The following is a 23,408-nucleotide window of genomic DNA, read 5'->3' on the forward strand; positions in this document are numbered from 1 at the left end:
CTGGCCTCCGTGCGCTTCCTGACCTGGCTCCTGACGACCGCGATCGCCCTCGCCACCGCGGCGTGGCTGATCGACGGCATCCGCTTCACCGGCCCCGACTCGGGCACCGCGGAGCTCCGGGAGAAGCTGCTGCCGCTGCTGCTCGTCTCGCTGATCCTCGGCGTCATCTCCTCCTTCGTGAAGCCGGTGCTGACCGTGCTCTCGATCCCGTCCATCATCGTGACGCTCGGGCTGTTCCTGCTGGTCATCAACGCCGCGACGCTGCTGCTCACCGCCTGGCTGGCCGACGGACTCGACATCGGCTTCGACGTCACCGGCTTCTGGCCGGCGGTCGGCGGCGCGATCGTGATCACGCTGGTCACCTGGATCGTCGACGGCGTCATCGGCCGCCCCGACGAGAGGAAGCGGTGAGGCCCGTCCTCCCCCCGCCGCGCACGCCCGGCTCGTACGCCGTCGCGCTGGTCTGCCTCGGCAACATCTGCCGCTCGCCCATGGCCGACGTCGTGCTGCAGCAGCGGCTGGCGGACGCCGGCCTGGACGACCGGGTCTCGGTGTCCAGCTGCGGCACCGGCGACTGGCACGTCGGCCACCCCATGGACTCCCGCGCCGCGGCCACGCTGCAGGCCGCGGGCTACGACCCGACGCGCCACCGCGCGCAGACCCTGGACGCCACGTGGTTCGAGCGGTTCGACCTGCTGCTCGCCATGGACGCCACCAACCTCGCCGACGTCCGCGCGCTGCGCGGCTCGACCCCCGACCCGGACCGCGCGATGCTGTTCGGCAGCCTCGACCCGGTCGACCCCGGGAGCGAGGTGCCCGACCCGTACTACGGTGGGGATGCCGGCTTCCAGGAGGTGCTCGCGATGGTGGAACGCACCACCGACGCGCTGGTGGCCGCCCTCGCCGAGGAGCTCGACCGCCCGTGACCCGCCAGCCGCTGGTCGCCCGCCGCGCCGAGGAGCTGCTCGGCTCCGCGGTGGTCGCCACCGCCCCGGTCGCCGGCGGCGACGTCTGCACGGCCACCAAGCTGCGCCTCTCCGACGGCACGACCGCCCTGATGAAGACGCTGTCCAACGCGCCGTCGGGCTTCTTCGAGGCCGAGGCGACGGGCCTGCGCTGGCTAGCCGGCTCCGGCGGCGTCCACGTGCCCGAGGTGCTCGCGGTGGACGCGGACTGCCTGGTGCTGCGCTGGGTCGAGCCCGGCCGCAACGGCGTCGAGGCCGCGGCGGCGTTCGGCCGCGCGCTGGCCGCGACCCACGCCGCCGGCGCGCCGGCGTTCGGCGCCGAGACCGACGGCTTCATCGGACGGCTCCCCCTGCCCCACCGCACCGCCCCCACCTGGGCGGAGTTCTACGCCGTCCGCCGGGTGCTGCCCTACCTGAAGCTCGCCCGCGACCGTGGGGCCGTGACCGACGAGGAGGCCGTCACCGTGGAGTCGCTCGTGGGTCGGCTCACCGACCTCCTGCCCGACGAGCCCCCCTCCCGCGTGCACGGCGACCTGTGGAACGGCAACGTCCTGTGGGGCCAGGACGGGCAGGTGTGGGTGATCGACCCGGCGGCGTACGGCGGTCACCGCGAGGTCGACCTCGCGATGCTGGCGATGTTCGGCCTGCCCCACCTGCCCCGGGTGCTCGACGCCTACGACGAGGCCGCGCCGCTCGCCGACGACTGGGAGGACCGGCTCGGCCTGCACCAGGTCTTCCCCCTGCTCGTCCACGCCTGCCTCTTCGGCGGCGGCTACGGCGCCCGCGCCGCCGAGACGGCGTCCCGCTACCTCTGAGCACCGCCTCTCGCCGTCCCGGCGGCGGGAGGTTCTGGGCCTTTCCTGTCGCTTCTGGGGCGGAATTTCGGCCCAGAACGTCAGGTTTTTCAGCATCTGCTGAAACCCCTGCAGCGCTCAGCCGTGCAGCCAGAGGTTGCGCTCGTGCAGCTCGCGCAGGCTGTGCTCGAGGCGGACCAGGAACTCGTCGACCTCGCCGATGGCGTACCCCTCGCGCCACCGGACCAGCTCGAAGCGCGCGTCGCGCACGGCGTCGGGCCCCATCATCCGCGTAGACGCCGGTCCTCCGGGCACCTCGCTCCCGGCGACCCGGCGCGTCTCCAGGTCGTGGTTCTCGGTGCTGAGCGCCAGGTGCGCGGCGGCCGCCTCGTCGAGGAACGCGTCCACCGCATCCATCGCGTAACCGTGGCGGAGCCGGACGGGCGTGAACCGCTGACCCTGGATGTCCTCGGGGCTGAGTGCCATGGCCCCAGCCTGTCACCCACCCGTCACGCCCGACCGGCCCACCGGCAGCGGCGAGGTGAGGTGAGGCGGCACCTTCTGGGCCTTTCCTGTCGCTTCTGGGCCAGAATTCCGGCCCAGAACGTCAGGTTTTTCAGCATCTGCTGAAAACCTGCCCCCGCACGCGCCTCAGCAGTCGGGGCTGGTTGTCCGGGCGCCCGGCATCACCGTCTCGGCACACCCGTCGCCGAGGACCGCGCGGGCGACCGAGGCGCCGACGTCGCGCAGGGCCGCGAGCTCGGCCTCGGTGCGGCCGTCGATGAGCAGCCGGCGTACCTCGGCGGCGTGCCCGGGCGCGGCGGCGACGACCTTGTCGTAGCCGGCGTCGGTGAGGGTGGCGACGATGCTGCGGCGGTCCTGCTCGTGGGGGGCGCGGGTGAGCCAGCCGTGCGCCTCGAGCCGGCCCACGGCGTTGGAGAGGCGCGAGGGGCTCGCGTTGGACTGGGCGGCGAGGTCGCTCATCCGGCGCTGCCGACCCTCGGCCTGGGAGAGCGAGCTGAGCACGAAGTAGTCGAACAGGTTGAGGTCGCTGTCGCGCTGGAGCTGGGCGTCGAGCGGGCCGGGCAGCAGCCACATCATGGCCGTCACCCCCACCCAGGCCAGCTGCTCCTCATGCGTGAGCCAGCGCGGCTGCGTCTCGTCGTCCATCCCACCTCCGCTCCCTGGCGGCGATCGTACCGCCCGATTCATTTCAACCTTGAAGTTTCCATGCTACCGTTATTTCAAGCTTGAAACATCTACGAAGGAGCTCACCATGACCCTGTTCCGACTCGACGCCAGCATCCGCGTGGAGGGCTCGCACAGCCGCGCCCTCGGCGACCTGGTCGAGCACGAGTGGACCCAGGCGCACCCCGGCGACGAGGTCGTACGTCGCCACCTCGGCACCGACCCGCTGCCCGCCACCGCGTGGGCCGACGCCGTCGGCGGCGCCTTCGCCGCGCCGGAGGACCGCTCGCCCGCCCAGGCCGACGCCGCGGCGCTGGCCGCCGGCCTGGTCGACGAGCTGGTGGCCGCGGACGCGCTGCTGTTCGCCGTACCGCTGTACAACTTCGGGGTCTCCCAGCACTTCAAGACCTACGTCGACCTGGTCATCACCGACCCGCGCATGGCCGCGGGCGTGGAGTCGGCCATCGCCGGCAAGCCCGCCGTGCTCGCGACGGTGCGGGGCGGCGCCTACGGGGCCGGCACGCCGCGCGAGGGCTGGGACCACGCCACCGGCTGGATGCGCCGGATCCTCCAGGACGTCTGGGGCCTGGAGCTGCACGCCGTCGAGGAGGAGTTCTCCCTCGTGGGCGTCAACCCGGCGCTCGACCAGTTCGCCGACCTCGCCGAGACGATCCGCGCCGACGCCGCCCGCCTGGCCTCCGAGCACGGCCGCTCGCTCGCCGCCCGTCGTCGCGCCGCCTGAAGGGTCACCTGAGGCGGTGGTTGAGGCGCGCTCGACGCACCTCAACCATCGCGTCACGCGGGCGCCGGGAGTACGAGCGAAGCGAGTACTCCCAATGGAGGCGAGCGAAGCGAGTCTCCACACTCTCAGTCGCGGCTCAGGCACTCCTGGCACAGTAAGGGCGTGCCTCCCGTCCCCAAGCCACGCGTCCTCGTCGTCGAGGACGACCGCGCCGTCCGCGAGTCGCTGCGGCGCTCGCTGGAGTTCAACGGCTACGAGGTGCACCTCGCGGCTGACGGCGCCGAGGCGCTGGCCGGTATCGCGGGGGTCCACCCCGACGTCGTGGTGATGGACGTGATGATGCCGCGCCTCGACGGGCTGGAGACGACCCGCGCGCTGCGTACGGCCGGCAACGCCGTCCCGATCCTGGTCCTCACCGCCCGCGACGCGGTCGGCGACCGGGTCGAGGGCCTCGACGCGGGCGCCGACGACTACCTCACCAAGCCGTTCGCGCTGCAGGAGCTGCTCGCGCGGCTGCGCGCGCTGCTGCGCCGCGTCGTCCTCGACGAGGACGCCCCCGACGAGACGCTGGCCTTCGCCGACCTCACGATGAACGTCGCCACCCGCGAGGTGCTGCGGGGCGCGCGCTCGATGGAGCTCACCCGCACCGAGTTCACGCTGCTCGAGATGTTCCTGCGCCGCCCGCGCCGCGTGCTGGAGCGCTCGTTCATCCTGGAGGAGGTCTGGGGCTACGACTTCCCCACGACGGCCAACTCCCTCGAGGTCTACGTCGGCTACCTGCGGCGCAAGACCGAGGCCGAAGGCGAGCCGCGGCTGATCCACACCGTCCGCGGCGTGGGCTACGTGCTGAAGGAGTCATGACGACCGGCACTCCCCCTCCGCCCGACGTCCTGGGCCGCGAGCCCGATCAGGCGCCGGACGAGGGCTGGTTCCACTACCGCCGCTCCCTGGCCAGCCGGGTGACGCTCCTGACCACGATGGCGGTCGGCCTGACCGTGGCCTTCCTCGCCGCCGGCGCCTACGTCACCGTGCGCATGCAGCTGCAGTCGACGCTCGACGACACGCTCAAGGAGCGGGCCTACCAGACCACCAAGGCCCCCACGCTGATCGACCGGCGCACCGGCGACGAGCTGCCCGCGTGGGCGGTGCTGGCCACCGACCTGCGCATCGCCGTGGTCTTCGCCGACGGCACCGCGCCCTACCGTCCCGAGCAGCTCGACGACGCGCCCCGGCTGGGCGGCCCCGAGCTCGCGGTCGCGCGCGGCGACGCCAAGTCCAGCGTGCGCACGGTGATCGGCGGCGACGAGGAGTACCGCGCGGTCACCGTGCCCTACGGCGACGGCCAGGCGCTGGTCATCGCGCAGTCGCTCGAGGGCCAGCAGCGCGTGCTGACCAAGCTCGGCGTCGTGATGGCGACGTTCGGCCTGCTCGGGGTGCTGGCGGCCGGCATGGCCGGCTGGGGCGTGGCCCGCAACGGCCTGCGCCCGGTGCGGCGGCTGACCCGCTCGGTGGAGCGCATCGCGCGCACCGAGGACCTCACGCCGCTGCCGGTCGAGGGCGACGACGAGATCGCCCGCCTCGCCTCGGCGTTCAACCAGATGCTGCTCGCGCTGGGCGCCTCCCGCGACCGGCAGCGCCAGCTGGTCGCCGACGCCGGCCACGAGCTGCGTACGCCACTGACGTCGCTGCGCACCAACGTCGACCTGCTCACCCAGGCCTCCTCCCCCGACGGGCCGGACCTGCCGCTGGAGGCGCGGACCGAGCTGATGGAGGACATCCGCGCCCAGATCGAGGAGCTCACCACGCTGATCGGGGACCTGGTCGAGCTCGCCCGCGACGAGCCGCTAGCGCTGGTCGTCGAGCCGGTGGACCTCACCGGCATCGTCGACCACGCGGTGAGCCGCGTGCGGCTGCGGGCGCCGTCGCTGGCCTTCGACGTCGACGCCGCCCCGTGGTGGGTGGTCGGCGAGGCCGGCGGGCTGGAGCGGGCGGTGACCAACCTGCTCGACAACGCCGCCAAGTGGAGCCCGCCCGGCGGTCGGGTCCGCGTGCGCCTGGCCCACGGCGTCCTCACCGTCGACGACGAGGGGCCGGGCATCGCCGAGGCCGACCGGCCGCACGTGTTCGACCGGTTCTGGCGCGCCGACGAGTCCCGCGGGCTCCCGGGCTCCGGGCTGGGGCTCTCCATCGTGCGCCAGGTGGTCGAGCGCCACTCCGGCTCGGTGGAGGCGACCGTCTCCCCCTCCGGTGGCGCGCGGCTGGTCCTGCGGCTGCCCGGGTCGGACGTCCCCGCCCCGCCGGAGCCCCCGACCCCGAGGGTGGACGCGCATGCCTGACCGCCGTACGGCCGCGGCGCTGGTGCTGCTGCTCTCCGCCGCGCTGACCGCCTGCTCCGGCGACGACCCGCCCCCCAAGCCGCACGGCGACCCCGCCCCGGTCTGGAACCCCTGCGACGGCATCACCCCCGAGCAGGCGCAGCAGGCGTTCGGCACCGCCTTCACGATCGACGACGGCGAGGAGGGCGACCTGCGCTGCGTGCTCACCCCCGTCGAGGAGGGCGGTCCGGCCCTGGAGGCCAACTACCAGGTCTTCCCCTCCGGCCTGGACGCCGTCTTCGCCGGCATGGGCACCGTGGCCGGCGAGACCCGGGTGGTCGACGTCGCGGGCGCCGACGACGCCCGGCTCGTCGTCAACGCGGAGACCACGTCGCTGCTCATCAGCGGGTTCGTGCAGAACGGCGACCTCATCCAGACCGTCAACCTGGTCGACCCCGCGCCGTTCGACCGCGCCGCCGGCGTGCGCGGCGTCCGGCGGGTGCTGGCGGCGTTCTCTGCGCACGCGGTCGCCGAGAAGGTGGAGTGAGGCCTTGGTCCGCGCCGCTCGGGTAGGGCGTGAGTTTCACCGGGTACCCGGTGAAACTTGGGGCTGGTGGGACCAGGTCAGTCGACGAGCGCCGCGAGCAGGCGCTCGGCCTTGAGGGCGGCCTCGGCGTGCTCGGAGGCGACGTCGGACTGGACGGTGACGCCGCCGCCGGTGCCGAGCAGGTAGGTGCCGTCCCCGTTCGTGGTGAGGGAGCGGATGACGACGCCGAGGTCGGCGCGGCCGTCGGCGGCCACCCAGCCGAACGCACCCGCGTAGACGCCGCGCGGTGAGCCCTCGACGGCCTCGATGATCTGCATCGTGCGGAGCTTGGGCGCCCCGGTCATGGAGCCGGCGGGGAAGAGGGCGCGCAGCGCCGCGACCGTGGAGACGCCGTCGGCCAGGCGGCCCCGCACGGTCGAGACGAGCTGGTGCACGGTGGCGTAGGACTCCACCTCCATCAGCGAGGGGACGGTCACCGTCCCCGGGTCGCAGACCGTCGCGAGGTCGTTGCGCAGGAGGTCGACGATCATGAGGTTCTCGGAGCGGAACCGCGCGTCGGTCGCCAGCTCGTGGCGGTGCCGCTCGTCCTCCTCGACCGTCGCGCCGCGCGGCGTGGTGCCCTTGATGGGCTTGGTCTCCAGGGTGCGGTCGGCGGTGACCAGCGCGTAGCGCTCCGGCGAGGAGCTGAGCAGCCAGCCCCGCGCGCCGGCGACGTCGTGCTGCAGGAAGCCGGCGTACGGCGCGGGGTTGAGCGCCCGCAGCCGGAGGTACGCCGTCACGGGGTCGACGTCGCTGGTCGTCTCCCGGCGATAGGTGAGGTTGACCTCGTAGGAGTTGCCCGCGTGCAGCTCCTCCTGGACCCGGTCGAACGCGGCGGCGTAGTCGGCGGGCGGGCTCGGGCGGGTCGTGTGCCGCAGAGCGCGCCCCGCCGCTGCCTGCGGCACACGACCCGGCTCCGGCTCGCCCGCCACCGTCACCGTCACCGCGTGGTCGAACAGTCGAACGTGGCGAGCCCGCATCCAGACCGCGTCGGGCATCGCGTCGGGCATCGCGTCGGGCATCGCACCGGGCCCCGCGTCGGACCCCGCGTCGGGCCCCACGTCAGGCCCCGCCCCGCGGCCGGCGAGCGCGGCGGGCAGGTCGGGGCGGCTGGCGTAGCCGAGGTAGCCGAACCACTGGTCCGTCGGCCGGCCCGCGGCCAGCTCGGCCTCGAGCACCGCGAAGACGTCGTCGCCCACGACGTCGGCGCGGCCGGAGACGTGGCGGGTGACCTCGCGGCGGGCGGCGGAGTAGGACAGGGAGACGTCGTCCTCGTCCAGCCACCCGATGAGCGAGCGCCGGCCCGACCACTCGCGCGCGCCGCCGCCGTCGAGCCAGAAGCACCGCGGGTGGGCGGCCGCGACCTCGCGGAAGTGGGCGACGGGGTCCTCCGGGCTCACGGGGCGGCCAGGAAGTTGCGGACCAGCGCGGCGCCGTGCTCGGAGAGCACCGACTCGGGGTGGAACTGCACGCCGACCAGCGGCAGGTCGCGGTGGGCCACGGCCATGGTCAGGCCGCTGACCTCGTCGACGGCCGTGCGGCGCAGGCAGTCCGGCAGCTCGAGCGCGGCCAGCGAGTGGTAGCGCACGGCCGTGAACCCGTCGGGCACGCCGGCGAACAGCCCGTCCCCGTCGTGGCGCACGACCGCGGTCACGCCGTGACCGGGCGGCACCCGGTCGACCCGTCCGCCGTACGCCGTCACCAGGCCCTGCATGCCCAGGCAGACCCCCAGCACCGGGCGGGTCGCGGCCAGCAGGACCTCGCGGCCCACCGCGAAGTCGCCCGGCGCGTCGGGGCTCCCGGGTCCGGGCGAGAGCACGACGTGGGAGTGGGCGAGCACCTCGGCGAGCGTGGCCTCGTCGTGCTGCACCACGCGCGGGAGCACGCCGGTCACCTCGGCGACGAGGTGCACGAGGTTGAACGTGTAGGAGTCGTGGTGATCGACCACGACGACGTCCGGGGCGACCACCCGAGCGACCTAGGGCCGCTCGCCCGGACCGTCGAGGAGCAGGCCCACGACGAGCTCGTGCAGGAGGTCGTAGCCACGCTCGGTCAGGATCGACTCGGCGTGGAACTGGATGCCGCGGTAGTGCGGCCCGGTCAGCACGTTGACGTCGCCGGTCTCGGCGTCGGTGTCGACCGACACCCCGTCGGGCAGCGGCCCGTCGCCCGGCCGTCCGACGAAGGTGTTGTAGAAGCCGACCCGCTCCGTGCGGCCGTTGACGACGACCGGCGACTGGGTGCCCTGGAAGACGATGTCCTTGTAGGCCAGCGGGATCCCGAGCTCGTGGCAGAGCGCCTGGTGGCCCAGGCACACGGCCAGGAACGGACGCTCGTCGGCGAGCAGCGCCGCCACGGCCTCGCGCAGCCGCAGCATCTTGGGGTCGGCGTCGTCGCGCGGGTCGCCGGGGCCGGGCCCGACGATCACCAGGTCGAAGCCGTCGAGGCAGCCGGCGACGTAGTCCTCGTGACGCACCACGCTGCTGGTCAGGCCGAGCACGCCGAGCACGTGGCGCAGCATGTTGACGAAGTCGTCCTCGCCGTCGAGGATCACGACGCTCCGCCCGGCGAGCCGGGGGTCCGGCGGCGCGCCCGCCTGGTCGGTCAGCCAGAAGCGGCTCAGCCGGCGGTTGCGGGAGTTCAGCGTGAGCAGCACGTCCTCGTCGTTGACGAGCTCGGCGAGGTTGACGTCCGGCACGGGCGCGGCAGGGACCAGCCCGAAGGCCCGCAGGATGCCGGCGGCCTTGGCGTGCGTCTCGGCCACCTCGTACGCCGGGTCCGAGTCGCGCACGAGCGTCGCGCCGGCGGTCACCTTGAGGCTGCCGTCGAGCCCGACGTCGGCGGAGCGGATGACGATCGGGCTGTCCACGACCGGGCCGCCGGTCGCGTCGCGGCCGAGGATCGCCAGCGCGGCGCCGTAGTAGCCGCGACCCTCGGTCTCGTACTGCTTGATCAGGCGGCAGGCGTTCTCCACCGGGCTGCCGGTGACCGTGGCGGCGTACATGGTGTCGCGCAGGACCTCGCGCACGTCGCGGTCGGTGCGGCCGGCCAGGAGGTACTCGGTGTGGATCAGGTGCGTCATCGGCTTGAGGAACGGCCCGAGCACCTGCCCGCCCTCGTGGCAGATGTCGCACATCATCTTGAGCTCCTCGTCCACCACCATGAAGAGCTCGTAGATCTCCTTCTCATCGTGCAGGAAGTCCAGGAGCTGCTCGCGGATCGGCGCGCCGCCGTCGCCGGAGCGGGGGATGCGGAAGGTGCCGCTGATCGGGTTCATGCGGACGTCGCCGCCGTGGATGGTGACGTGCCGCTCGGGGCTGGCGCCGATGAGGTAGCGGTCGCCGGTGAAGAACACGTAGGTCCAGTAGGCGCCGCGCTCGCGCTCGAGGAGGTTCTTGAACACGGTGAGCGCCACCTCGGGGCCCCAGTCGGCGACCTGCGCCCGGTAGTGGCGCCCGATCACGAGGTTGGCGCCCTCGCCCTGGCCGATCTCGTCGTCGATGATCGCCCGGACCAGCTCGCCGTACTCCTCGTCGCCGGTCTCGAAGCCGCCGCGGTCGGTGAACTCCACCGGCACCTCGTCGATGGCCGCGACGACCTCCGCGACGGAGAACTCCAGCTCGGTGTCGACGTCGACCACCACCAGCGGGGTCCCGTCGTCATGGGCCTCGAAGCCCCGCTCGGCCACCTGCCGGAACGGCACGGCCAGCAGCCGGTCGGCGATGTGGCCGTCGGCGGGCGCGCCCTCGGTGAGCGGTACGTCGAGCAGCGACTCCACCACGCTGCGCCGCCCGCCCACCAGCCCGACGGTGTCGCGGTCACCGGCGCGCGTCGAGCGCCGGATGATCGCCCACGCCTCGTGCCCCTGGAGCGCGGCGATGGCGTCCCGGGCGGCGGAGGTCTCAGGCATGGCCGAAGCCTACGGCCGTTGGTCGAGCAGCGAGCGCCAGCGAGCGCACGTCGAGACCCGGCGAGACGCACCACCGCCCGTACCCGACGCCCTGCGCACGTCACCGGGTCTCGACGGGCGCTCCTCGCCTAGCGGCCTGTCGCTGCTCGACCACCGGCGGGGCGCCTCAGCTGATCGTCGTGAGGAGCTGGGTGGCGCGGGTGAGGACGACGTAGAGGGTGGCCCGGCCGGTGGCGGACTCGTCCTCGATCTCCTGCGGGCGCACGACGACGATCCCGTCGAACTCCAGGCCCTTGGTGTCCAGGCCGGTCAGGACGACGACGCGGTCGGTGCCCGACGGCGCCACCGAGGAGTCCACGGCGGCGCGGGCGCCGGGGGCGTCCTGGGCGAGCTCGGGCCAGCCGGCCAGCCAGGCGTTGACCTCGGAGCGGCGAGCCGCCGGCACGACGATCCCGACGGTGCCGCCGACCTGGCCCGCGACCTCGACCACGGCCGCGCGGGTGGCGGCCTCGAGGTCCGTGACCCCGGTGACCTCGACCGGCTCCACCCCGGTCGAGCGCACGGCGGTCGGCAGGTCGGCATCGAGCCCGACGCGCTCGGCGTAGGCGGCGGCGTACTCGTAGATCTCGGAGGAGTTGCGGTAGTTGGTCGAGAGGTGGAACTCGTGCAGTGCCTTGCCCTGCAGGGCCTCCGCACGAGCGGCGGCCGACTCCTCGGGCACCGGCCAGGAGGACTGCGCCGGGTCGCCGACGATGGTCCAGGAGGCGGCCCGGCCGCGGCGACCGACCATGCGCCACTGCATCGGCGTGAGGTCCTGCGCCTCGTCGATGAGCACGTGCGCGAAGCCGTCGTCCTCGATGCGGTGCGTGGGCGGGGTCCAGGCCCGGCCGGTCGGGGCATACTCGCGGTCCGACGCGGTCGTCAGCTCCTGCATGTCCACGCCGCCCTCCACCAGGGCCAGCGGGTCGTCGCGCTCGTCGTCGGCCTTGGCGGGCACGTCGCCCAGGGCGTAGCGCAGCTCGTCGAGCAGGGGCACGTCCTCCACCGACAGCGAGCCGTCGCCGCTCCACGACTTGGTGAGCAGCCGCTGCTCGTCCGACGTCAGCACGCCCTCGGCGACCCGGCCCAGCAGCTCGGGGTCGCGCAGCCACGTCAGGACGTGGGGAGCGTCGAGCGGCGGCCACCAGCTGACCGCGAAGTCGACGAAGCGCGGGTCGGAGAGCATCTCCTCGTCGAAGGCCTCGCGACCGCGGTCGCGGCCGCGCTCGCCGCGCACCTGGCGCCACATGGCGTCGAGCAGGGTCGGGGCGACCCGCGTCACCTGCTTGTTGCGGCGGCCCTGGCTCATCAGCTGGCGACGGACGCGACCGAGCACGCCGCGGTCCAGCACGATCGTGTCGTCGCGCCAGAAGATCCGCAGGCCGGTGGGGCTGCCGGGCGCCTGCTGACGGGCGGTACGCCGCAGCACCTCGGCCATGCGCGCGGAGCCCTTGACGTCGGCGACCGCGGGCTCGTCGTGGCGGGTGGCGCGCACGCCGTCCACGACCTCGCCCAGCGAGCGCAGCGCCACCGCGGTCTCCCCGAGGCTCGGCAGCACCCGGCCGATGTAGCGCATGAAGACCCCGCTGGGGCCGACGATCAGCACACCGCCGGACTCGTAGCGACGACGGTCGTTGTAGAGCAGGAACGCCGCGCGGTGCAGCGCCACGACGGTCTTGCCGGTGCCGGGGCCGCCGGAGATCGAGACGACGCCCTTGCCCGGGGCGCGGATCGCCTTGTCCTGCTCGGCCTGGATCGTCGCGACGATCGAGTGCATCGACCGGTCGCGGGCCCGCGACAGCTGGGCCATGAGCGCGCCCTCGCCGACGATGGGCAGCTCGACGCCCTGGCCCTCGAGCTCGGCGTGGGCCTCGGAGTCGAGCAGCTCGTCCTCCACGCCGACGACGCGCGGGCCGGTGCAGCGCAGCACCCGGCGGCGTACGACCTGGTGCGGCTCGGCGGCCGTGGCCTGGTAGAACACCGCGGCGGCCGGCGCACGCCAGTCGATGAGCAGCGAGTCGCGCTCGGAGTCACGCAGGCCGATCCGGCCGATGTAGCGGGGCTCGGTGTCGAGCTCGTGGCGCAGGTCGAGACGGCCGAAGACCAGGCCCTCGTGGGCGGCGTCGAGCTGGGCGATCCGCTTGGCCGCCTGGAAGACCATCGCGTCGCGCTCGACGAGCCCGCCCTCGTGGCCGAGCCGGCCACGGTCGTGGCCCTCGCGCGCCAGAGCCCGCGCCGCCGTGGCGGAGTCCTGCAGCTGCACGTAGACGCGGTCCACGAAGTCCTGCTCACGAGCGATCTCGCGCTCGGCCAGCTCCTCAGTCAACGACGTGTCCCCTCAGCACCCGACGGCCCGTGACCCACCGGGGTGCCGGCGGGCAAGTTCTCAAGCCTATACGCCGTCCCTGCGTCTCAGCAGGGGGTTCGGGACAGACGGCGGGCTGACAGGGGAAGACAGCGGAGGCCCCGCTCGCGGCGCGTCCCAGGTGCGCCTCGAGCGGGGCCTCCGCCGTTCGACAGGACCGATCCCCGTGGTCCCCCCAGACCCATGGCTTCGCGTCCTGCGGCCGGTGACTCCCTCGCCACCGACCCTCCTCACGCTACGCGGAGCCCGCCCACGTCCGGGGCACAGCCCGTCCACGGTTCGTCCACGTTCGGTAACAGTGGACGGGGAGCGACTTCGTCGCTCCCTTCGAAGTACTCGCTTCGCTCGTACTTCCGGGGGGGGAGCGACTTCGTCGCTCCCTTCGAAGTACTCGCTTCGCTCGTACTTCCGGGGGGGGAGCGACTTCGTCGCTCCCTTCGAAGTACTCGCTTCGCTCGTACTTCCGGGGAGACCCTGCGTCAGGACTTCTTGCGGGAGAGGAAGGCCACCATCGCCTCGCGGGCCTCGTCGGAGGCGAAGAGGGAGGAGCTGAGGGCGGCCATCTCGTCCCCGCGCGCCGAGATGCGGTCCAGCAGGTCGGTGGCCAGCAGCCGCTTGGTCTCGCGCAGGCCCTGCGGCGAGCCCGTCACCAGCGAGCCGACCACGCGAGCCACGGCCGCGTCGAGCTCGTCGGCGGGCACCGCCTGGGTGACGAGACCCATGTCGACGGCCTGCGCGGCGGTGAACGTCTCCCCGGTGAGGAAGGTCAGCGCCGCGGCCCGCGAGGTGAGCCGGGGAAGGACCGTGAGCGAGATGACCGCCGGGGTGAGGCCGAGCTTGACCTCGGTGAGCGCGAAGCTCGCCTCGTCGACGGCCACGACGATGTCGGAGGCGGCCACGAGGCCGATGCCACCGGCGCGGACGGCGCCCTGGAGCCGGGTGACCACGGGCTTGCGCAGGGACACGATCTGGCGCTGCATCTCCACCAGGACCCGCGCCCCCTGCTCCATGCCGCCGGAGGCCGCCTCGGAGAGGTCGGCGCCGGAGCAGAAGACCCGCCCGGTCGCCTGCAGCACCACCACGCGCACCTCGGGGTCCGCGTCGGCCGTCTCGAGGTGGACGAAGAGCTCCCCGACCAGCTGCTCGGAGAGGGCGTTGCGGTTGTGCGGGGAGTCCAGGGTCAGGGTCGCGACGCCCTCGGCGACCTCGTAGTGGACCAGCTCCTCGGGCGCGGGGGTGAGGTTCGACATGGGGCTCATCCTGCCGCACCCCCATCCGGAACAGGCACGGCGACGAACACCTCTCCATGCGCACCCGACTGGTCTACGCCCTGTTCGGCCTGACGGCCGCCCTCCTCGGGGTGGCGACGGGCCACCTGGTCGCGTCGCTGCTGAACCCCGCCTCCTCCCCGGTGCTGGCGGTGGGCTCCACGGTCATCGACCTGACGCCCACGCCGATGAAGGAGTGGGCGATCCGCCAGTTCGGCAGCAACGACAAGACCATCCTGGTCGGCTCGGTGCTGCTCGTGGTGCTCCTGCTCGCCGCGGTGGCCGGGGTGCTGGCCCGCCGCCGCCTGGCGATCGGCGCGGGCATGCTCGTGGTCCTCGTCGCCGTGGCGGCCGCGGCCGCCCTCAACCGCCCCGCCGCGGACGCCCTCGACCTCGTGCCGAGCCTGTTCACCGCCCTCGCCGGCGTCGCCGCGCTGTGGTGGCTGGACCGTGCCTACCGCACCGGCGCCGTCCTCCGGGACGACGGCGCCGGTGCCGAGCGGCTCACCCTGGGTGCCGACGACCGGGCCCCGAGCCGGCGCGGCGTCCTGGTCGCCCTCGGCGTGATCGCCGCCGCCACCGCCGTCATGGGCGGCGCCGGGCGCCTCATCGGCCGGCTGCGCAGCCGTCCCGAGGACATCGACCTGCCGGCCGCGGCCGAACCCGCTCCGGCGCTGCCGAAGGGCATCGAGGGCGACGTGCCCGGCATGACGTCGTTCCGCACCCCGAGCAAGGACTTCTACCGGGTCGACACCCGGCTGGACACCCCGGTGATCAGCGCCGACGACTGGTCGCTGACCATCGACGGCGACGTCGACAAGGAACTGACGTTCAGCTTCGACGACCTGCTCGGCATGCCCCTGATCGAGCGCGACATCACCCTCACCTGCGTCTCCAACAGCGTCGGAGGGCCCTACGTCGGTGCCGCGCGCTGGACCGGGGTCCGGCTCACCGACCTGCTCGACATGGCGGGCGTCGGCTCGAAGGCCGACCAGATCCTCAGCACCGACTTCGAGGGCATGACGATCAGCACCCCGCTGGACCTGGCGACGGACGGGCGCGATGCGATGGTGGCCCTCGGCATGAACGGCGCCGGGCTGCCGCGCGCCCACGGCTTCCCGGCCCGGCTGGTCATCCCGGGCCTCTACGGCTTCATCAGCGCGACCAAGTGGGTCACGCGCCTCACGCTGACGACGTACGCCGAGAAGTCGGCGTACTGGACCGACAAGGACTGGGACACCGACGCCCCGATCAAGATCTCGGCCCGCATCGACACCCCCAACGCGCTCGACGAGCTCCCGAAGGGCGAGAACCTCATCGGGGGCGTCGCCTGGGCCCAGCAGAAGGACGGGGTGGCGAAGGTCGAGGTGCGCGTCGACGGCGGTCCCTGGAAGCCGGCCGAGCTCGGCCCCGACGGCGGCAACGACTACTGGCGCCAGTGGGTCTACCGCTGGGACGCCGAGCCGGGCCAGCACACCATCGCCGCGCGCGTCACCAGCGGCGACGGCGAGGTCCAGACCGCCGCGACGGCCGAGCCCTTCCCGGGCGGGTCCAGCGGCATCCACGAGTTCCTGGTCTCGGTCGCCTGACGGGCGACCCGAGTCTCGAGAAAAGGCCGCGAGGAGCCCAATCCGGATCCGGGGCGGCACCGAACCACTGTCAGACCGACAAGCACCACACCCCAACGGAAGGCACGACATCATGAAGCTCCAGACCCTCAGCCGCAACGGTGGCATCGCCGCCGCGGCGATCGCCCTGTCGCTCACGCTCGCTGCCTGTGGCGAGGACGACGAGCCCAGCTCGGGCTCCGACAGCTCCGCATCGTCCTCGGAGTCCACGGAGGAGACTCCGATGACCGAGGAGTCCACCCCCGCCGAGCCCGCCGCCGACGCCCCCTTCGGCGACGGCTGCGCCGCCGTGCCGACCTCGGGTGCCGGCTCGTTCGACGGCATGGTCAAGGACCCCGTCGCCACCGCCGCGAGCAACAACCCGCTGCTCTCGACGCTGGTCACCGCCGTCGGCAAGGCCGGCCTGGCCGGGACCCTGAACGACCTGCCCGAGGCCACCGTCTTCGCGCCGGTCAACGACGCGTTCGCCGCGATCCCCGAGGACCAGCTCAACGGGATCCTCGCGGACAAGGCTCTGCTCACCAAGATCCTGACCCACCACGTGGTGGCCGGCAAGCTCGACCCGACCGCGGTGGTCGGGGAGCAGATGACCGTCAACAAGGACACGCTGACCGTCGAGGGCGACGAGACCGGCATGACCGTCACGGACGGCGTGGCCACCGCCAACGTCATCTGCGGCAACGTGCCCACCGCCAACGCCACGGTCTACATCATCGACCAGGTCATGGCCGGCGCGAAGTGACCGTTTCCCAAGAGACGGTCTGAGCGCGAGGATCTGACTCATGGACTCCATCGGACCGGCCGTCGCCGGTGTTCCCTCCTGGGAGGGGACGCCGGCGACGCCGGACCTGGGCGACCTGCTGAAGCTCTCCGCACGCGGGGACCAGGCAGCGTTCGGCCAGCTCTACGACGCCGTCGCGGCTCGTGCCTTCGGGCTCGCGCTGCGCGTCGTGCGGGACCCGGCGCAGGCCGAGGAGGTCACGCAGGAGGCGTTGCTGGAGCTGTGGCGCACGGCGAGCCGCTTCGACAGCGCGCTGGGCACCCCGATGGCCTGGATCCTCACCATCGTGCACCGCAAGGCCGTCGACCGGGTCCGCTCGGCCGAGGCCAGCACCCGGCGGGACACGACGTACCACGTGCAGAACCAGGCGGTCGACCACGACACCACCGCCGACTCCGCGCACGCCTCGCTCGAGGCCAAGCGGGTCAGGGACGCGCTGCAGAGCCTCACCGAGGTGCAGCGCGAGGCCCTGGAGCTCGCCTACTTCGGGGGCTACACGCACACGGAAGTGGCCACGATGCTCGACCTCCCGGTCGGCACGGCCAAGACACGGATCCGCGACGGCCTGATCAGGCTGCGCGACACGATGGGGGTAGGAAGTTGAGCAGCGACATCCACGCGCTCTCGGGTGCCTACGCCGTCGACGCGCTCGACGACATCGAGCGCGCCCAGTTCGAGCGGCACCTCGCCGAGTGCGAGGCGTGCCGGGCCGAGGTCCGGAGCCTGCGCGAAGCGACGGCGATGCTGGCCGAGGCCGTTCAGCAGGAGCCGCCCGCCGGGCTTCGTGAGCGGGTGCTCGCCGGCATCGACACCGTGCGGCCCCTCCCGCCCCTCCCCGCCCAGGTGGACCCGGTCGCCCCGGCCGCGGTCGTTCCGGAGCCCCTCGCGGCGACCGGGTCCGACCTCCCCCGCCGCCGCCGGTTCTCCCTGCTGGTCGCCGCCGCCGCGGTCGCCGCGATGGTCGGCGTGGGCGGCGTCGTCGCCTGGCAGCCCTGGTCCGACGACACCTCGCAGGGCAGCCTGTCCGCCGCGGACCGCGTCCTCCGGGCCCCCGACGCCGAGTCGTGGGAGCAGCGGATGGACGGCGGCGCCAAGGTCACGCTCACCCGCTCCGAGCAGCTCAACCGCGCGGTCGTCACCGCCGAGGGCATGCCCGCGCTCAGCGACGAGCAGGTCTACGAGCTGTGGCTCCAGCACGACGGCGAGATGGTCCCGGCGGGCGTCATGTCGGGCGAGTCCGGCACCCTGCTGCTGGAGGGCGACCCCTCCACGGCCGAGGCCGCGGGCATCACGATCGAGCCGGCCGGAGGCTCCGAGGAGCCGACCAGCGCGCCGATCATGACGTTCCCCTTCGAGCAGATCTGATGGCCCCCGACGACCGCCGCCGCGTCGCGGTGGTGGGATCCGGCGTGGCCGGACTCACCGCCGCCTACGTCGCCTCCACCACCGCCGAGGTCACGGTGTTCGAGGCCGACGACCGGCTCGGCGGCCACGCGGACACCCACCGGGTGCGCGAGGGCGAGCGCGAGCTGGCGGTCGACACGGGCTTCATCGTCCACAACGAGCGCACCTACCCGGTGCTGCTGCGGATGTTCGCCGAGCTCGGCGTCGCCACGCAGGACTCGGAGATGTCGATGTCCATCCGCGACGACGGCACCGGCCTGGAGTGGGCCGGCGCCCTGGGCCGCCGCGGCGTCTTCCCGTCCGCGCGGCACCTCGCCGACCGGCACTACCTGCGGATGCTGACCGAGATCCCGCGCTTCCACCGGCGCGCCCGCCGCCTGCTCGCCACTGACGGCGCGGACACCACGCTGCGCGACTTCCTCGTCGAGGGCGGCTTCACGCCCTACTTCACCCGCCACTTCATGGAGCCGCTCGTCGCCGCCGTCTGGTCCTGCGACCCCGCGGTCTCCCTCAACTACCCGGCGCGCTACCTCTTCACGTTCCTCGAGCACCACGGCATGCTCGCGATCTTCGGCTCGCCGCCGTGGCGCACCGTCACCGGCGGCTCCCACGAGTACGTCGGTCGCCTCGCCGCCCGGCTGGCCGAGCGCGGCGCGCACGTGCGCACCGGCACCAAGGTCACCTCGCTGCTCGAGACGCCCACCGGCGTCGAGGTCACCGACGGCAACGGCGACGTCACGACGTACGACGCCGTCGTGGTCGCCACGCACCCCTCGCAGGCCCTGTCGATGCTGGCCGCGCCCACCGCGGCGCAGCGCGACGTGCTGGGCGCGATGCCCTACGAGCCCAACGTCGCCGTCCTGCACACCGACACCTCGCTGCTGCCGCGCAACACCAACGCCTGGGCGTCCTGGAACCACCGCCGCACGGCGGACGCGCAGGACGGCGTGCTGGTCACCTACGACCTGACCCGGCTGCAGCGCCTCGACACCGAGGTCCACTACCTCGTGACGCTCGGCGGCGAGCACCTGATCAACCCGTCGACCGTCATCGATCGCATGGAGTACGAGCACCCGCTCTACAACCCCGCCTCCGTCGCCGCGCAGCAGCGGCTGCCCGAGATCGACAGCGACCGCGTCGCCTTCGCCGGCGCCTACCACGGGTGGGGCTTCCACGAGGACGGCGCGCGCTCGGGGCTGGCGGCGGCGGAGCGGTTGGGGTTCGGCTGGGACGAGCAGGTGACGGGTGGTTCCGAGACGGGCGCCAGCGCGCCTTCCTCCACCACCGAGGCGGCGCCTTCCGTCACCGCCGGGCCTGCTGTTCCGGCCACCGGCCAGGTCTACGACACGACGATCCGGCACACCCGGCGGTCGCCGTTCGCCCGCACGTTCGAGCACCGCTCCCGCACCTGGCTGGTCGACCTCGACCGGCTGCCCGAGCACGGGGTGCTCGGCCGCTTCGAGGCGCGCGACCACCTCGGTCGGGCCGACAGGTCGATCCGCGCCAACGTGGAGGCGTTCCTCGCCGCCCAGGGCGTGACGCTGGACGGCGGTCGGATCCTCATGGCCGCGCACGCCCGCGCGTTCGGCTACTGCTTCAACCCGATCACCGTCTTCTGGTGCTGGGACGCCGAGGGTGCGCTCGCCGCCACCGTCGTCGAGGTCCACAACACCTACGGCGACCGCCACGCCTACCTCGTCCACCCCGACGCCCAGGGCCGGGCGTCGACCCCCAAGGCCATGTACGTCTCGCCGTTCCACGGCACCGACGGCACCTACGAGCTGGCCGTCCCCGTCCCGGGAGACAGCCTCCAGGTCGCCGTCACGCTGCACAGCGACGACGGCGCGGTCTTCTCGGCCTCGCTCGCCGGCCGCCGCTCCACCGCCGGTCCCTGGCGGGCCGCCCCCGCCGCCCTGCGCGGTGCGGCCCTGATCCGTGCGCACGGCGTGTGGCTCTGGCTGCGCCGCCTCCCGATCCGTCCCCGTCCACCGCACCACCAGGAAGGAGTCTCGCGATGACGCTGACTCCCGCACGCCCGGCCATCGACAGCTGGCCCGGCCTCGACGTCGTCCCCTCGGGCCCCCGGGCCGCCGTCTCCGCCCGCGTGGCCAAGCGGCTCTTCCGCGCCGCGATCGACCGCCTCGACGTCACCGTCGTCTCCGGCGACGAGACCTTCGGCAAGGGCGGCCCGGTGGCCGTCATCCACCGGCCCGAGGAGCTCTACGCCCGCATCGGCCGGCACCAGCTGATCGGCTTCGGCGAGGCCTACCTCACCGGCGCCTGGGGCACCCGCGAGCCCGGCGACCTCGGCGCGTTCCTGACCGTGCTCGCGGCGGAGGTCTCCGACCTGGTGCCGCAGAGCCTCCAGCGCCTGCGGGCAGCGATCGTGGCCCGGCCGCCGAGCCTGCACCGCAACACCGAGCACAACACCCGCGACAACATCGCGCACCACTACGACCTGTCCAACGACCTGTTCGAGCAGTTCCTCGACGGCTCGCTGAGCTACTCCTCCGCGCTCTTCCCCTCCGACGTCGTCGACCGGGGCGAGCACCTGCAGGCCACCGCGCCGTACGCCGTGCCGGCGCGCGCCGACCTGCACGCCGCCCAGCTGCACAAGATCGAGCGGATGCTCGACGAGGCCGGTGTCGGCCCCGGCAGCCACGTGCTCGAGATCGGCTCCGGCTGGGGCGAGCTGGCCATCCGCGCCGCGTCCCGGGGGGCGACGGTCCGCACGATCACGCTGTCGACCGAGCAGCAGGCGCTCGCCCGCCGGCGCGTCGCGGCCGCCGGACTCAGCGACCTGGTGTCGGTGGACCTGTGCGACTACCGCGCCGTCGACGGCACCTACGACGCGATCGTCTCCGTCGAGATGATCGAGGCCGTCGGCTGGGAGTACTGGCAGACCTACTTCCAGACCATCGACCGGGTGCTGGCCCCGGGCGGGCGCGTCGTCATCCAGGCGATCACGATGCCGCACGACCGGATGCTGGCCACCCGCCGCACCTACACGTGGATCAACAAGTACATCTTCCCCGGCGGCTTCCTGCCCTCGGTGCGGGTCCTCGACGAGATCACCGCCGACCACACGACCCTGGCGCTGACCGGCCGCCTGTCCTTCGGCGCCCACTACGCCGAGACGCTGCGCCTGTGGGACGAGGCCTTCCTGGCCGCCTCCCAACGGGTGCTCGAGCTCGGCTTCGACGAGACATTCCTGCGGATGTGGCACTTCTACCTCGAGTACTCCCGCGCCGGCTTCGCCTCGGGCTACCTCGACGTCAACCAGCTCACGTTCACGCGACCCTCGGACGACGCGTGAGCACCACCGCCGTCGCGCCGCGGCTCGCCGCGGCCGTCGCTCCGTTCGTGGGTGGCGAGCTGCCCGTCCGCCTGCGCGCGTGGGACGGCTCCGAGGCCGGCCCGCTCGACGCGCCGCTGGTCGAGCTGCGCTCGCCTGCCGCCGTACGCCGCCTGCTGCGCCACCCCGGCGAGCTCGGCGCCGCGCAGGCCTACGTCACGGGGGAGCTCGAGGTCCACGAACGCGACGGCTGGGACCTCGACGCCGCCCTCACCCATGCGTTCTCGGTCGCTCGCGACCGGGGACTGAGCGGTGGGCGGCCGAGCATCGGCGCGCTCGCGCGCGCCGTACGCACCGTCATGGGGATCGGTGCGCTCGGTCGTCCACCCGCTGCTCCGGCCTCGCAGGCCCGCATCCGCGGACGCCTGCACAGCCCGCTGCGCGACCGCAGGTCGATCAGCCACCACTACGACCTGTCCAACGAGTTCTACTCGCTCATCCTGGACCCGAGCATGGCCTACTCCTGCGGCTACCACGTCACCCCCGACGCGACGCTCGAGGAGGCGCAGTCGGCGAAGCTGTCGCTGGTGTGCCGCAAGCTCGGCCTGGAGCCGGGCATGCGTCTGCTGGACGTCGGCTGCGGCTGGGGGTCGCTGTCCCTGCACGCCGCGGAGCACTTCGGCGCCCGCGTCGTCGGCGTCACGATCGCGGCGGAGCAGAAGCGCTTCATCGACGCCCGGATCGCCGAGCGCGGCCTGCAGGACCGGGTGGAGATCCGGCTGCAGGACTACCGCGAGGTCCCCGAGCGCGACCACTTCGACGCCGTGTCGTCGCTCGAGATGGGCGAGCACGTCGGACAGGACAACTACCCGACGTACGCCGAGGTCCTGCACCGCTCGGTCCGCCCCGGCGGTCGCGTGCTGGTGCAGCAGATGTCGCGCACCGGCGCCTGGCCCGGGGGCGGGCCCTTCATCGAGTCCTTCATCGCCCCGGACATGCACATGCGCCCGGTGGGCGAGACCGTCGCGCTCCTGGAGGGCTCGGGCCTGGAGGCGCGCGACGTGCACGCGCTGCGCGAGCACTACGTGCTCACGGTCGGCGGGTGGCTGCGGCGCTTCGAGAGCAACGTCGAGCGCCTCACCGAGCTCGTCGGCGAGGAGGTCGTGCGCGTCTGGCGGCTCTACCTCGTCGGCGGCGCCATGGCCTTCCGCGACGGGCGCATGGGCGTCGACCAGGTCCTCCTGGTCCGCCCCGGCGCCGCTCACACGCTGCCCTGGCAGCGGACCTGGTGAGCGACATCCTGGTTGTCAGCGCGGCCGCTCTCGGGTCGGTCGCGCTGCTCATGCTCCTCACGGCACTCCTCGCGCGGCGGCTCGGCCGGGTCGCGGTCGTCGACGTCGCGTGGGGTCTCGGCTTCGTCCTCGTGGCCGCGGTCTCCGCGGTCGCGGGCGGAGTCGTGTCCGAGGGGGGCGACTCGACGCCCCGGCGGTGGCTGGTGCTGGGCCTCGTGGCGGCCTGGGGGCTCCGCTTGGCCTGGCACATCCGCCGCCGGGCGGTCGGTCACGGAGAGGACCCGCGCTACGAGAAGGTCCTCGGCGGCACGCTCGCCGAGGTCGGCCTCGGCGTCGCGGTGCGCAAGGTGTTCCTCGTGCAGGGCGCCGCGCTGTGGTTCATCTCGCTCCCGGTGCAGGTGGGCGCGGTCCGCGAGGTGTGGTCCTGGTGGCTGGTCGCCGCCGGCGCCGCGGTGTGGGCCGTCGGCATCGTCTTCGAGACCGTCGGGGACGCCCAGCTGGCGGCGTACAAGCGCGACCCGGAGCGGCCGAAGGTCCTGGACCGCGGACTCTGGCGCTACACCCGCCACCCCAACTACTTCGGCGACGCCTGCGTCTGGTGGGGCCTGTGGCTGGTGGCCGGCCTCGGCTCCGGCTGGCAGGTCGGGCTCGCCACGGTGCTGGCCCCCGTGGCGATGACCTACTTCCTGGTCTTCGCGACCGGCGCGCGACTGCTGGAGCAGACGATGATGCAGCGCGAGGGCTACCGGGCGTACGCCGCCCGCACCTCGATGTTCCTCCCGCGCCCGCCGCGCCGCCGGCCCGGCGGCGCGCGACGCGCGGTCAGCGCCGGCTGA

22 protein-coding genes are annotated in these 23,408 nt (G+C 73.4%); 15 read left to right on the top strand and 7 right to left on the bottom strand.

Translation table 11 applies throughout. The features are described from left to right. Positions 1 to 9: 9 nt before the first annotated feature. Genes E4622_RS12055 through E4622_RS12065 form a run of 3 tightly spaced genes read left to right on the top strand, consistent with a single transcriptional unit; the run spans position 10 to position 1,780 of the window. Positions 10 to 411 carry a phage holin family protein gene (locus E4622_RS12055; protein WP_167736057.1) on the top strand — a complete coding sequence of 134 codons (402 nt, stop codon included), beginning with the start codon at positions 10 to 12 and terminating at the stop codon, positions 409 to 411. After that, a complete protein-coding gene (locus E4622_RS12060) occupies positions 408 to 926 on the top strand; it encodes a low molecular weight protein-tyrosine-phosphatase (RefSeq protein WP_245155995.1) in 519 nt (172 codons plus the stop codon). Before E4622_RS12055 ends, E4622_RS12060 begins: the two co-directional genes overlap by 4 nt. Continuing rightward, a complete protein-coding gene (locus E4622_RS12065; protein WP_134740412.1) occupies positions 923 to 1,780 on the top strand; it encodes a fructosamine kinase family protein in 858 nt (285 codons plus the stop codon). Before E4622_RS12060 ends, E4622_RS12065 begins: the two co-directional genes overlap by 4 nt. Before the next feature lie 117 nt (positions 1,781 to 1,897). Here E4622_RS12065 and E4622_RS12070 read toward each other — a convergent pair whose 3' ends face one another. Further along, complete coding sequence (locus E4622_RS12070) at positions 1,898 to 2,245, bottom strand: DivIVA domain-containing protein (protein WP_134740413.1); 348 nt, start codon at positions 2,243 to 2,245, stop codon at positions 1,898 to 1,900. 165 nt (positions 2,246 to 2,410) lie between these two features. Further along, positions 2,411 to 2,929 (bottom strand): MarR family transcriptional regulator, encoded by a 519-nt coding sequence (locus tag E4622_RS12075; RefSeq protein ID WP_134740414.1) that lies wholly within the window; start codon positions 2,927 to 2,929, stop codon positions 2,411 to 2,413. A 106-nt stretch (positions 2,930 to 3,035) separates the two neighbouring features. Here E4622_RS12075 and E4622_RS12080 point away from each other — a divergent pair, with 106 nt between their 5' ends. From E4622_RS12080 to E4622_RS12095, 4 genes are all read left to right on the top strand, one after another. Beyond that, on the top strand, positions 3,036 to 3,689 hold the full coding sequence (locus E4622_RS12080) for an NAD(P)H-dependent oxidoreductase (RefSeq protein ID WP_134740415.1): 654 nt from the start codon (positions 3,036 to 3,038) through the stop codon (positions 3,687 to 3,689). A 162-nt stretch (positions 3,690 to 3,851) separates the two neighbouring features. Beyond that, positions 3,852 to 4,550: a response regulator transcription factor gene (locus E4622_RS12085; RefSeq protein ID WP_134740416.1), complete on the top strand. Its 699-nt coding sequence runs from the start codon at positions 3,852 to 3,854 to the stop codon at positions 4,548 to 4,550. Further along, complete coding sequence (locus tag E4622_RS12090) at positions 4,547 to 6,025, top strand: sensor histidine kinase (RefSeq protein WP_134740417.1); 1,479 nt, start codon at positions 4,547 to 4,549, stop codon at positions 6,023 to 6,025. Before E4622_RS12085 ends, E4622_RS12090 begins: the two co-directional genes overlap by 4 nt. Beyond that, a complete protein-coding gene (locus E4622_RS12095) occupies positions 6,018 to 6,551 on the top strand; it encodes a hypothetical protein (protein ID WP_134740418.1) in 534 nt (177 codons plus the stop codon). The genes E4622_RS12090 and E4622_RS12095 overlap by 8 nt, the downstream gene beginning before the upstream one ends. A 77-nt stretch (positions 6,552 to 6,628) precedes the next feature. Here E4622_RS12095 and E4622_RS12100 read toward each other — a convergent pair whose 3' ends face one another. From E4622_RS12100 to E4622_RS12120, 5 genes are all read right to left on the bottom strand, one after another. Beyond that, complete coding sequence (locus E4622_RS12100) at positions 6,629 to 7,990, bottom strand: anthranilate synthase component I family protein (RefSeq protein ID WP_134740419.1); 1,362 nt, start codon at positions 7,988 to 7,990, stop codon at positions 6,629 to 6,631. After that, a complete protein-coding gene (locus tag E4622_RS12105; protein WP_134740420.1) occupies positions 7,987 to 8,559 on the bottom strand; it encodes an aminodeoxychorismate/anthranilate synthase component II in 573 nt (190 codons plus the stop codon). The genes E4622_RS12100 and E4622_RS12105 overlap by 4 nt, the downstream gene beginning before the upstream one ends. Before the next feature lie 9 nt (positions 8,560 to 8,568). After that, positions 8,569 to 10,500, bottom strand: a complete 1,932-nt coding sequence (locus tag E4622_RS12110; RefSeq protein ID WP_134740421.1) for an anthranilate synthase family protein — start codon at positions 10,498 to 10,500, stop codon at positions 8,569 to 8,571. 166 nt (positions 10,501 to 10,666) lie between these two features. Further along, entirely contained in the window at positions 10,667 to 12,865 is a 2,199-nt protein-coding gene (locus tag E4622_RS12115) for an AAA family ATPase (protein WP_134740422.1), read from the bottom strand. Between the two features lie 518 nt (positions 12,866 to 13,383). Then, positions 13,384 to 14,154: an enoyl-CoA hydratase family protein gene (locus tag E4622_RS12120; protein ID WP_134740423.1), complete on the bottom strand. Its 771-nt coding sequence runs from the start codon at positions 14,152 to 14,154 to the stop codon at positions 13,384 to 13,386. A 56-nt stretch (positions 14,155 to 14,210) separates the two neighbouring features. On the opposite strand from E4622_RS12120, the gene E4622_RS12125 reads away from it, so the two are divergent. From E4622_RS12125 to E4622_RS12160, 8 genes are all read left to right on the top strand, one after another. Continuing rightward, positions 14,211 to 15,761 (top strand): molybdopterin-dependent oxidoreductase, encoded by a 1,551-nt coding sequence (locus E4622_RS12125; RefSeq protein ID WP_134740424.1) that lies wholly within the window; start codon positions 14,211 to 14,213, stop codon positions 15,759 to 15,761. A gap of 112 nt (positions 15,762 to 15,873) precedes the next feature. Continuing rightward, a complete protein-coding gene (locus tag E4622_RS12130; RefSeq protein ID WP_134740425.1) occupies positions 15,874 to 16,542 on the top strand; it encodes a fasciclin domain-containing protein in 669 nt (222 codons plus the stop codon). 40 nt (positions 16,543 to 16,582) lie between these two features. Next, positions 16,583 to 17,185: an ECF RNA polymerase sigma factor SigK gene (sigK, locus tag E4622_RS12135; RefSeq protein ID WP_134740426.1), complete on the top strand. Its 603-nt coding sequence runs from the start codon at positions 16,583 to 16,585 to the stop codon at positions 17,183 to 17,185. After that, a complete protein-coding gene (locus tag E4622_RS12140; RefSeq protein WP_134740427.1) occupies positions 17,182 to 17,946 on the top strand; it encodes an anti-sigma factor in 765 nt (254 codons plus the stop codon). The genes sigK and E4622_RS12140 overlap by 4 nt, the downstream gene beginning before the upstream one ends. Beyond that, positions 17,946 to 20,003: an FAD-dependent oxidoreductase gene (locus E4622_RS12145; RefSeq protein WP_134740428.1), complete on the top strand. Its 2,058-nt coding sequence runs from the start codon at positions 17,946 to 17,948 to the stop codon at positions 20,001 to 20,003. The genes E4622_RS12140 and E4622_RS12145 overlap by 1 nt, the downstream gene beginning before the upstream one ends. Continuing rightward, positions 20,000 to 21,301, top strand: coding sequence for a cyclopropane-fatty-acyl-phospholipid synthase family protein (locus tag E4622_RS12150; protein WP_134740429.1), 1,302 nt, complete (start codon positions 20,000 to 20,002; stop codon positions 21,299 to 21,301). Before E4622_RS12145 ends, E4622_RS12150 begins: the two co-directional genes overlap by 4 nt. Further along, complete coding sequence (locus E4622_RS12155) at positions 21,298 to 22,572, top strand: cyclopropane-fatty-acyl-phospholipid synthase family protein (protein WP_134740430.1); 1,275 nt, start codon at positions 21,298 to 21,300, stop codon at positions 22,570 to 22,572. Before E4622_RS12150 ends, E4622_RS12155 begins: the two co-directional genes overlap by 4 nt. Further along, positions 22,569 to 23,408, top strand: a complete 840-nt coding sequence (locus tag E4622_RS12160; RefSeq protein ID WP_209021889.1) for a DUF1295 domain-containing protein — start codon at positions 22,569 to 22,571, stop codon at positions 23,406 to 23,408. Before E4622_RS12155 ends, E4622_RS12160 begins: the two co-directional genes overlap by 4 nt.

This window comes from Nocardioides sp. 503 (genome assembly GCF_004522095.1).
GTDB lineage: Bacteria > Actinomycetota > Actinomycetes > Propionibacteriales > Nocardioidaceae > Nocardioides.

Excerpts from the sequence above, each read along its gene's own strand:
- E4622_RS12130 (WP_134740425.1), top strand. The coding sequence starts at position 15,874 with ATGAAGCTCCAGACCCTCAGCCGCAACGGTGGCATCGCCGCCGCGGCG.
- E4622_RS12075 (WP_134740414.1), bottom strand. The coding sequence starts at position 2,929 with ATGGACGACGAGACGCAGCCGCGCTGGCTCACGCATGAGGAGCAGCTG.
- E4622_RS12145 (WP_134740428.1), top strand. The coding sequence starts at position 17,946 with ATGGCCCCCGACGACCGCCGCCGCGTCGCGGTGGTGGGATCCGGCGTG.
- E4622_RS12080 (WP_134740415.1), top strand. The coding sequence starts at position 3,036 with ATGACCCTGTTCCGACTCGACGCCAGCATCCGCGTGGAGGGCTCGCAC.
- E4622_RS12125 (WP_134740424.1), top strand. The coding sequence starts at position 14,211 with ATGCGCACCCGACTGGTCTACGCCCTGTTCGGCCTGACGGCCGCCCTC.
- E4622_RS12070 (WP_134740413.1), bottom strand. The coding sequence starts at position 2,245 with ATGGCACTCAGCCCCGAGGACATCCAGGGTCAGCGGTTCACGCCCGTC.
- E4622_RS12090 (WP_134740417.1), top strand. The coding sequence starts at position 4,547 with ATGACGACCGGCACTCCCCCTCCGCCCGACGTCCTGGGCCGCGAGCCC.
- E4622_RS12095 (WP_134740418.1), top strand. The coding sequence starts at position 6,018 with ATGCCTGACCGCCGTACGGCCGCGGCGCTGGTGCTGCTGCTCTCCGCC.
- E4622_RS12120 (WP_134740423.1), bottom strand. The coding sequence starts at position 14,154 with ATGTCGAACCTCACCCCCGCGCCCGAGGAGCTGGTCCACTACGAGGTC.
- E4622_RS12110 (WP_134740421.1), bottom strand. The coding sequence starts at position 10,500 with ATGCCTGAGACCTCCGCCGCCCGGGACGCCATCGCCGCGCTCCAGGGG.
- E4622_RS12150 (WP_134740429.1), top strand. The coding sequence starts at position 20,000 with ATGACGCTGACTCCCGCACGCCCGGCCATCGACAGCTGGCCCGGCCTC.
- sigK (WP_134740426.1), top strand. The coding sequence starts at position 16,583 with ATGGACTCCATCGGACCGGCCGTCGCCGGTGTTCCCTCCTGGGAGGGG.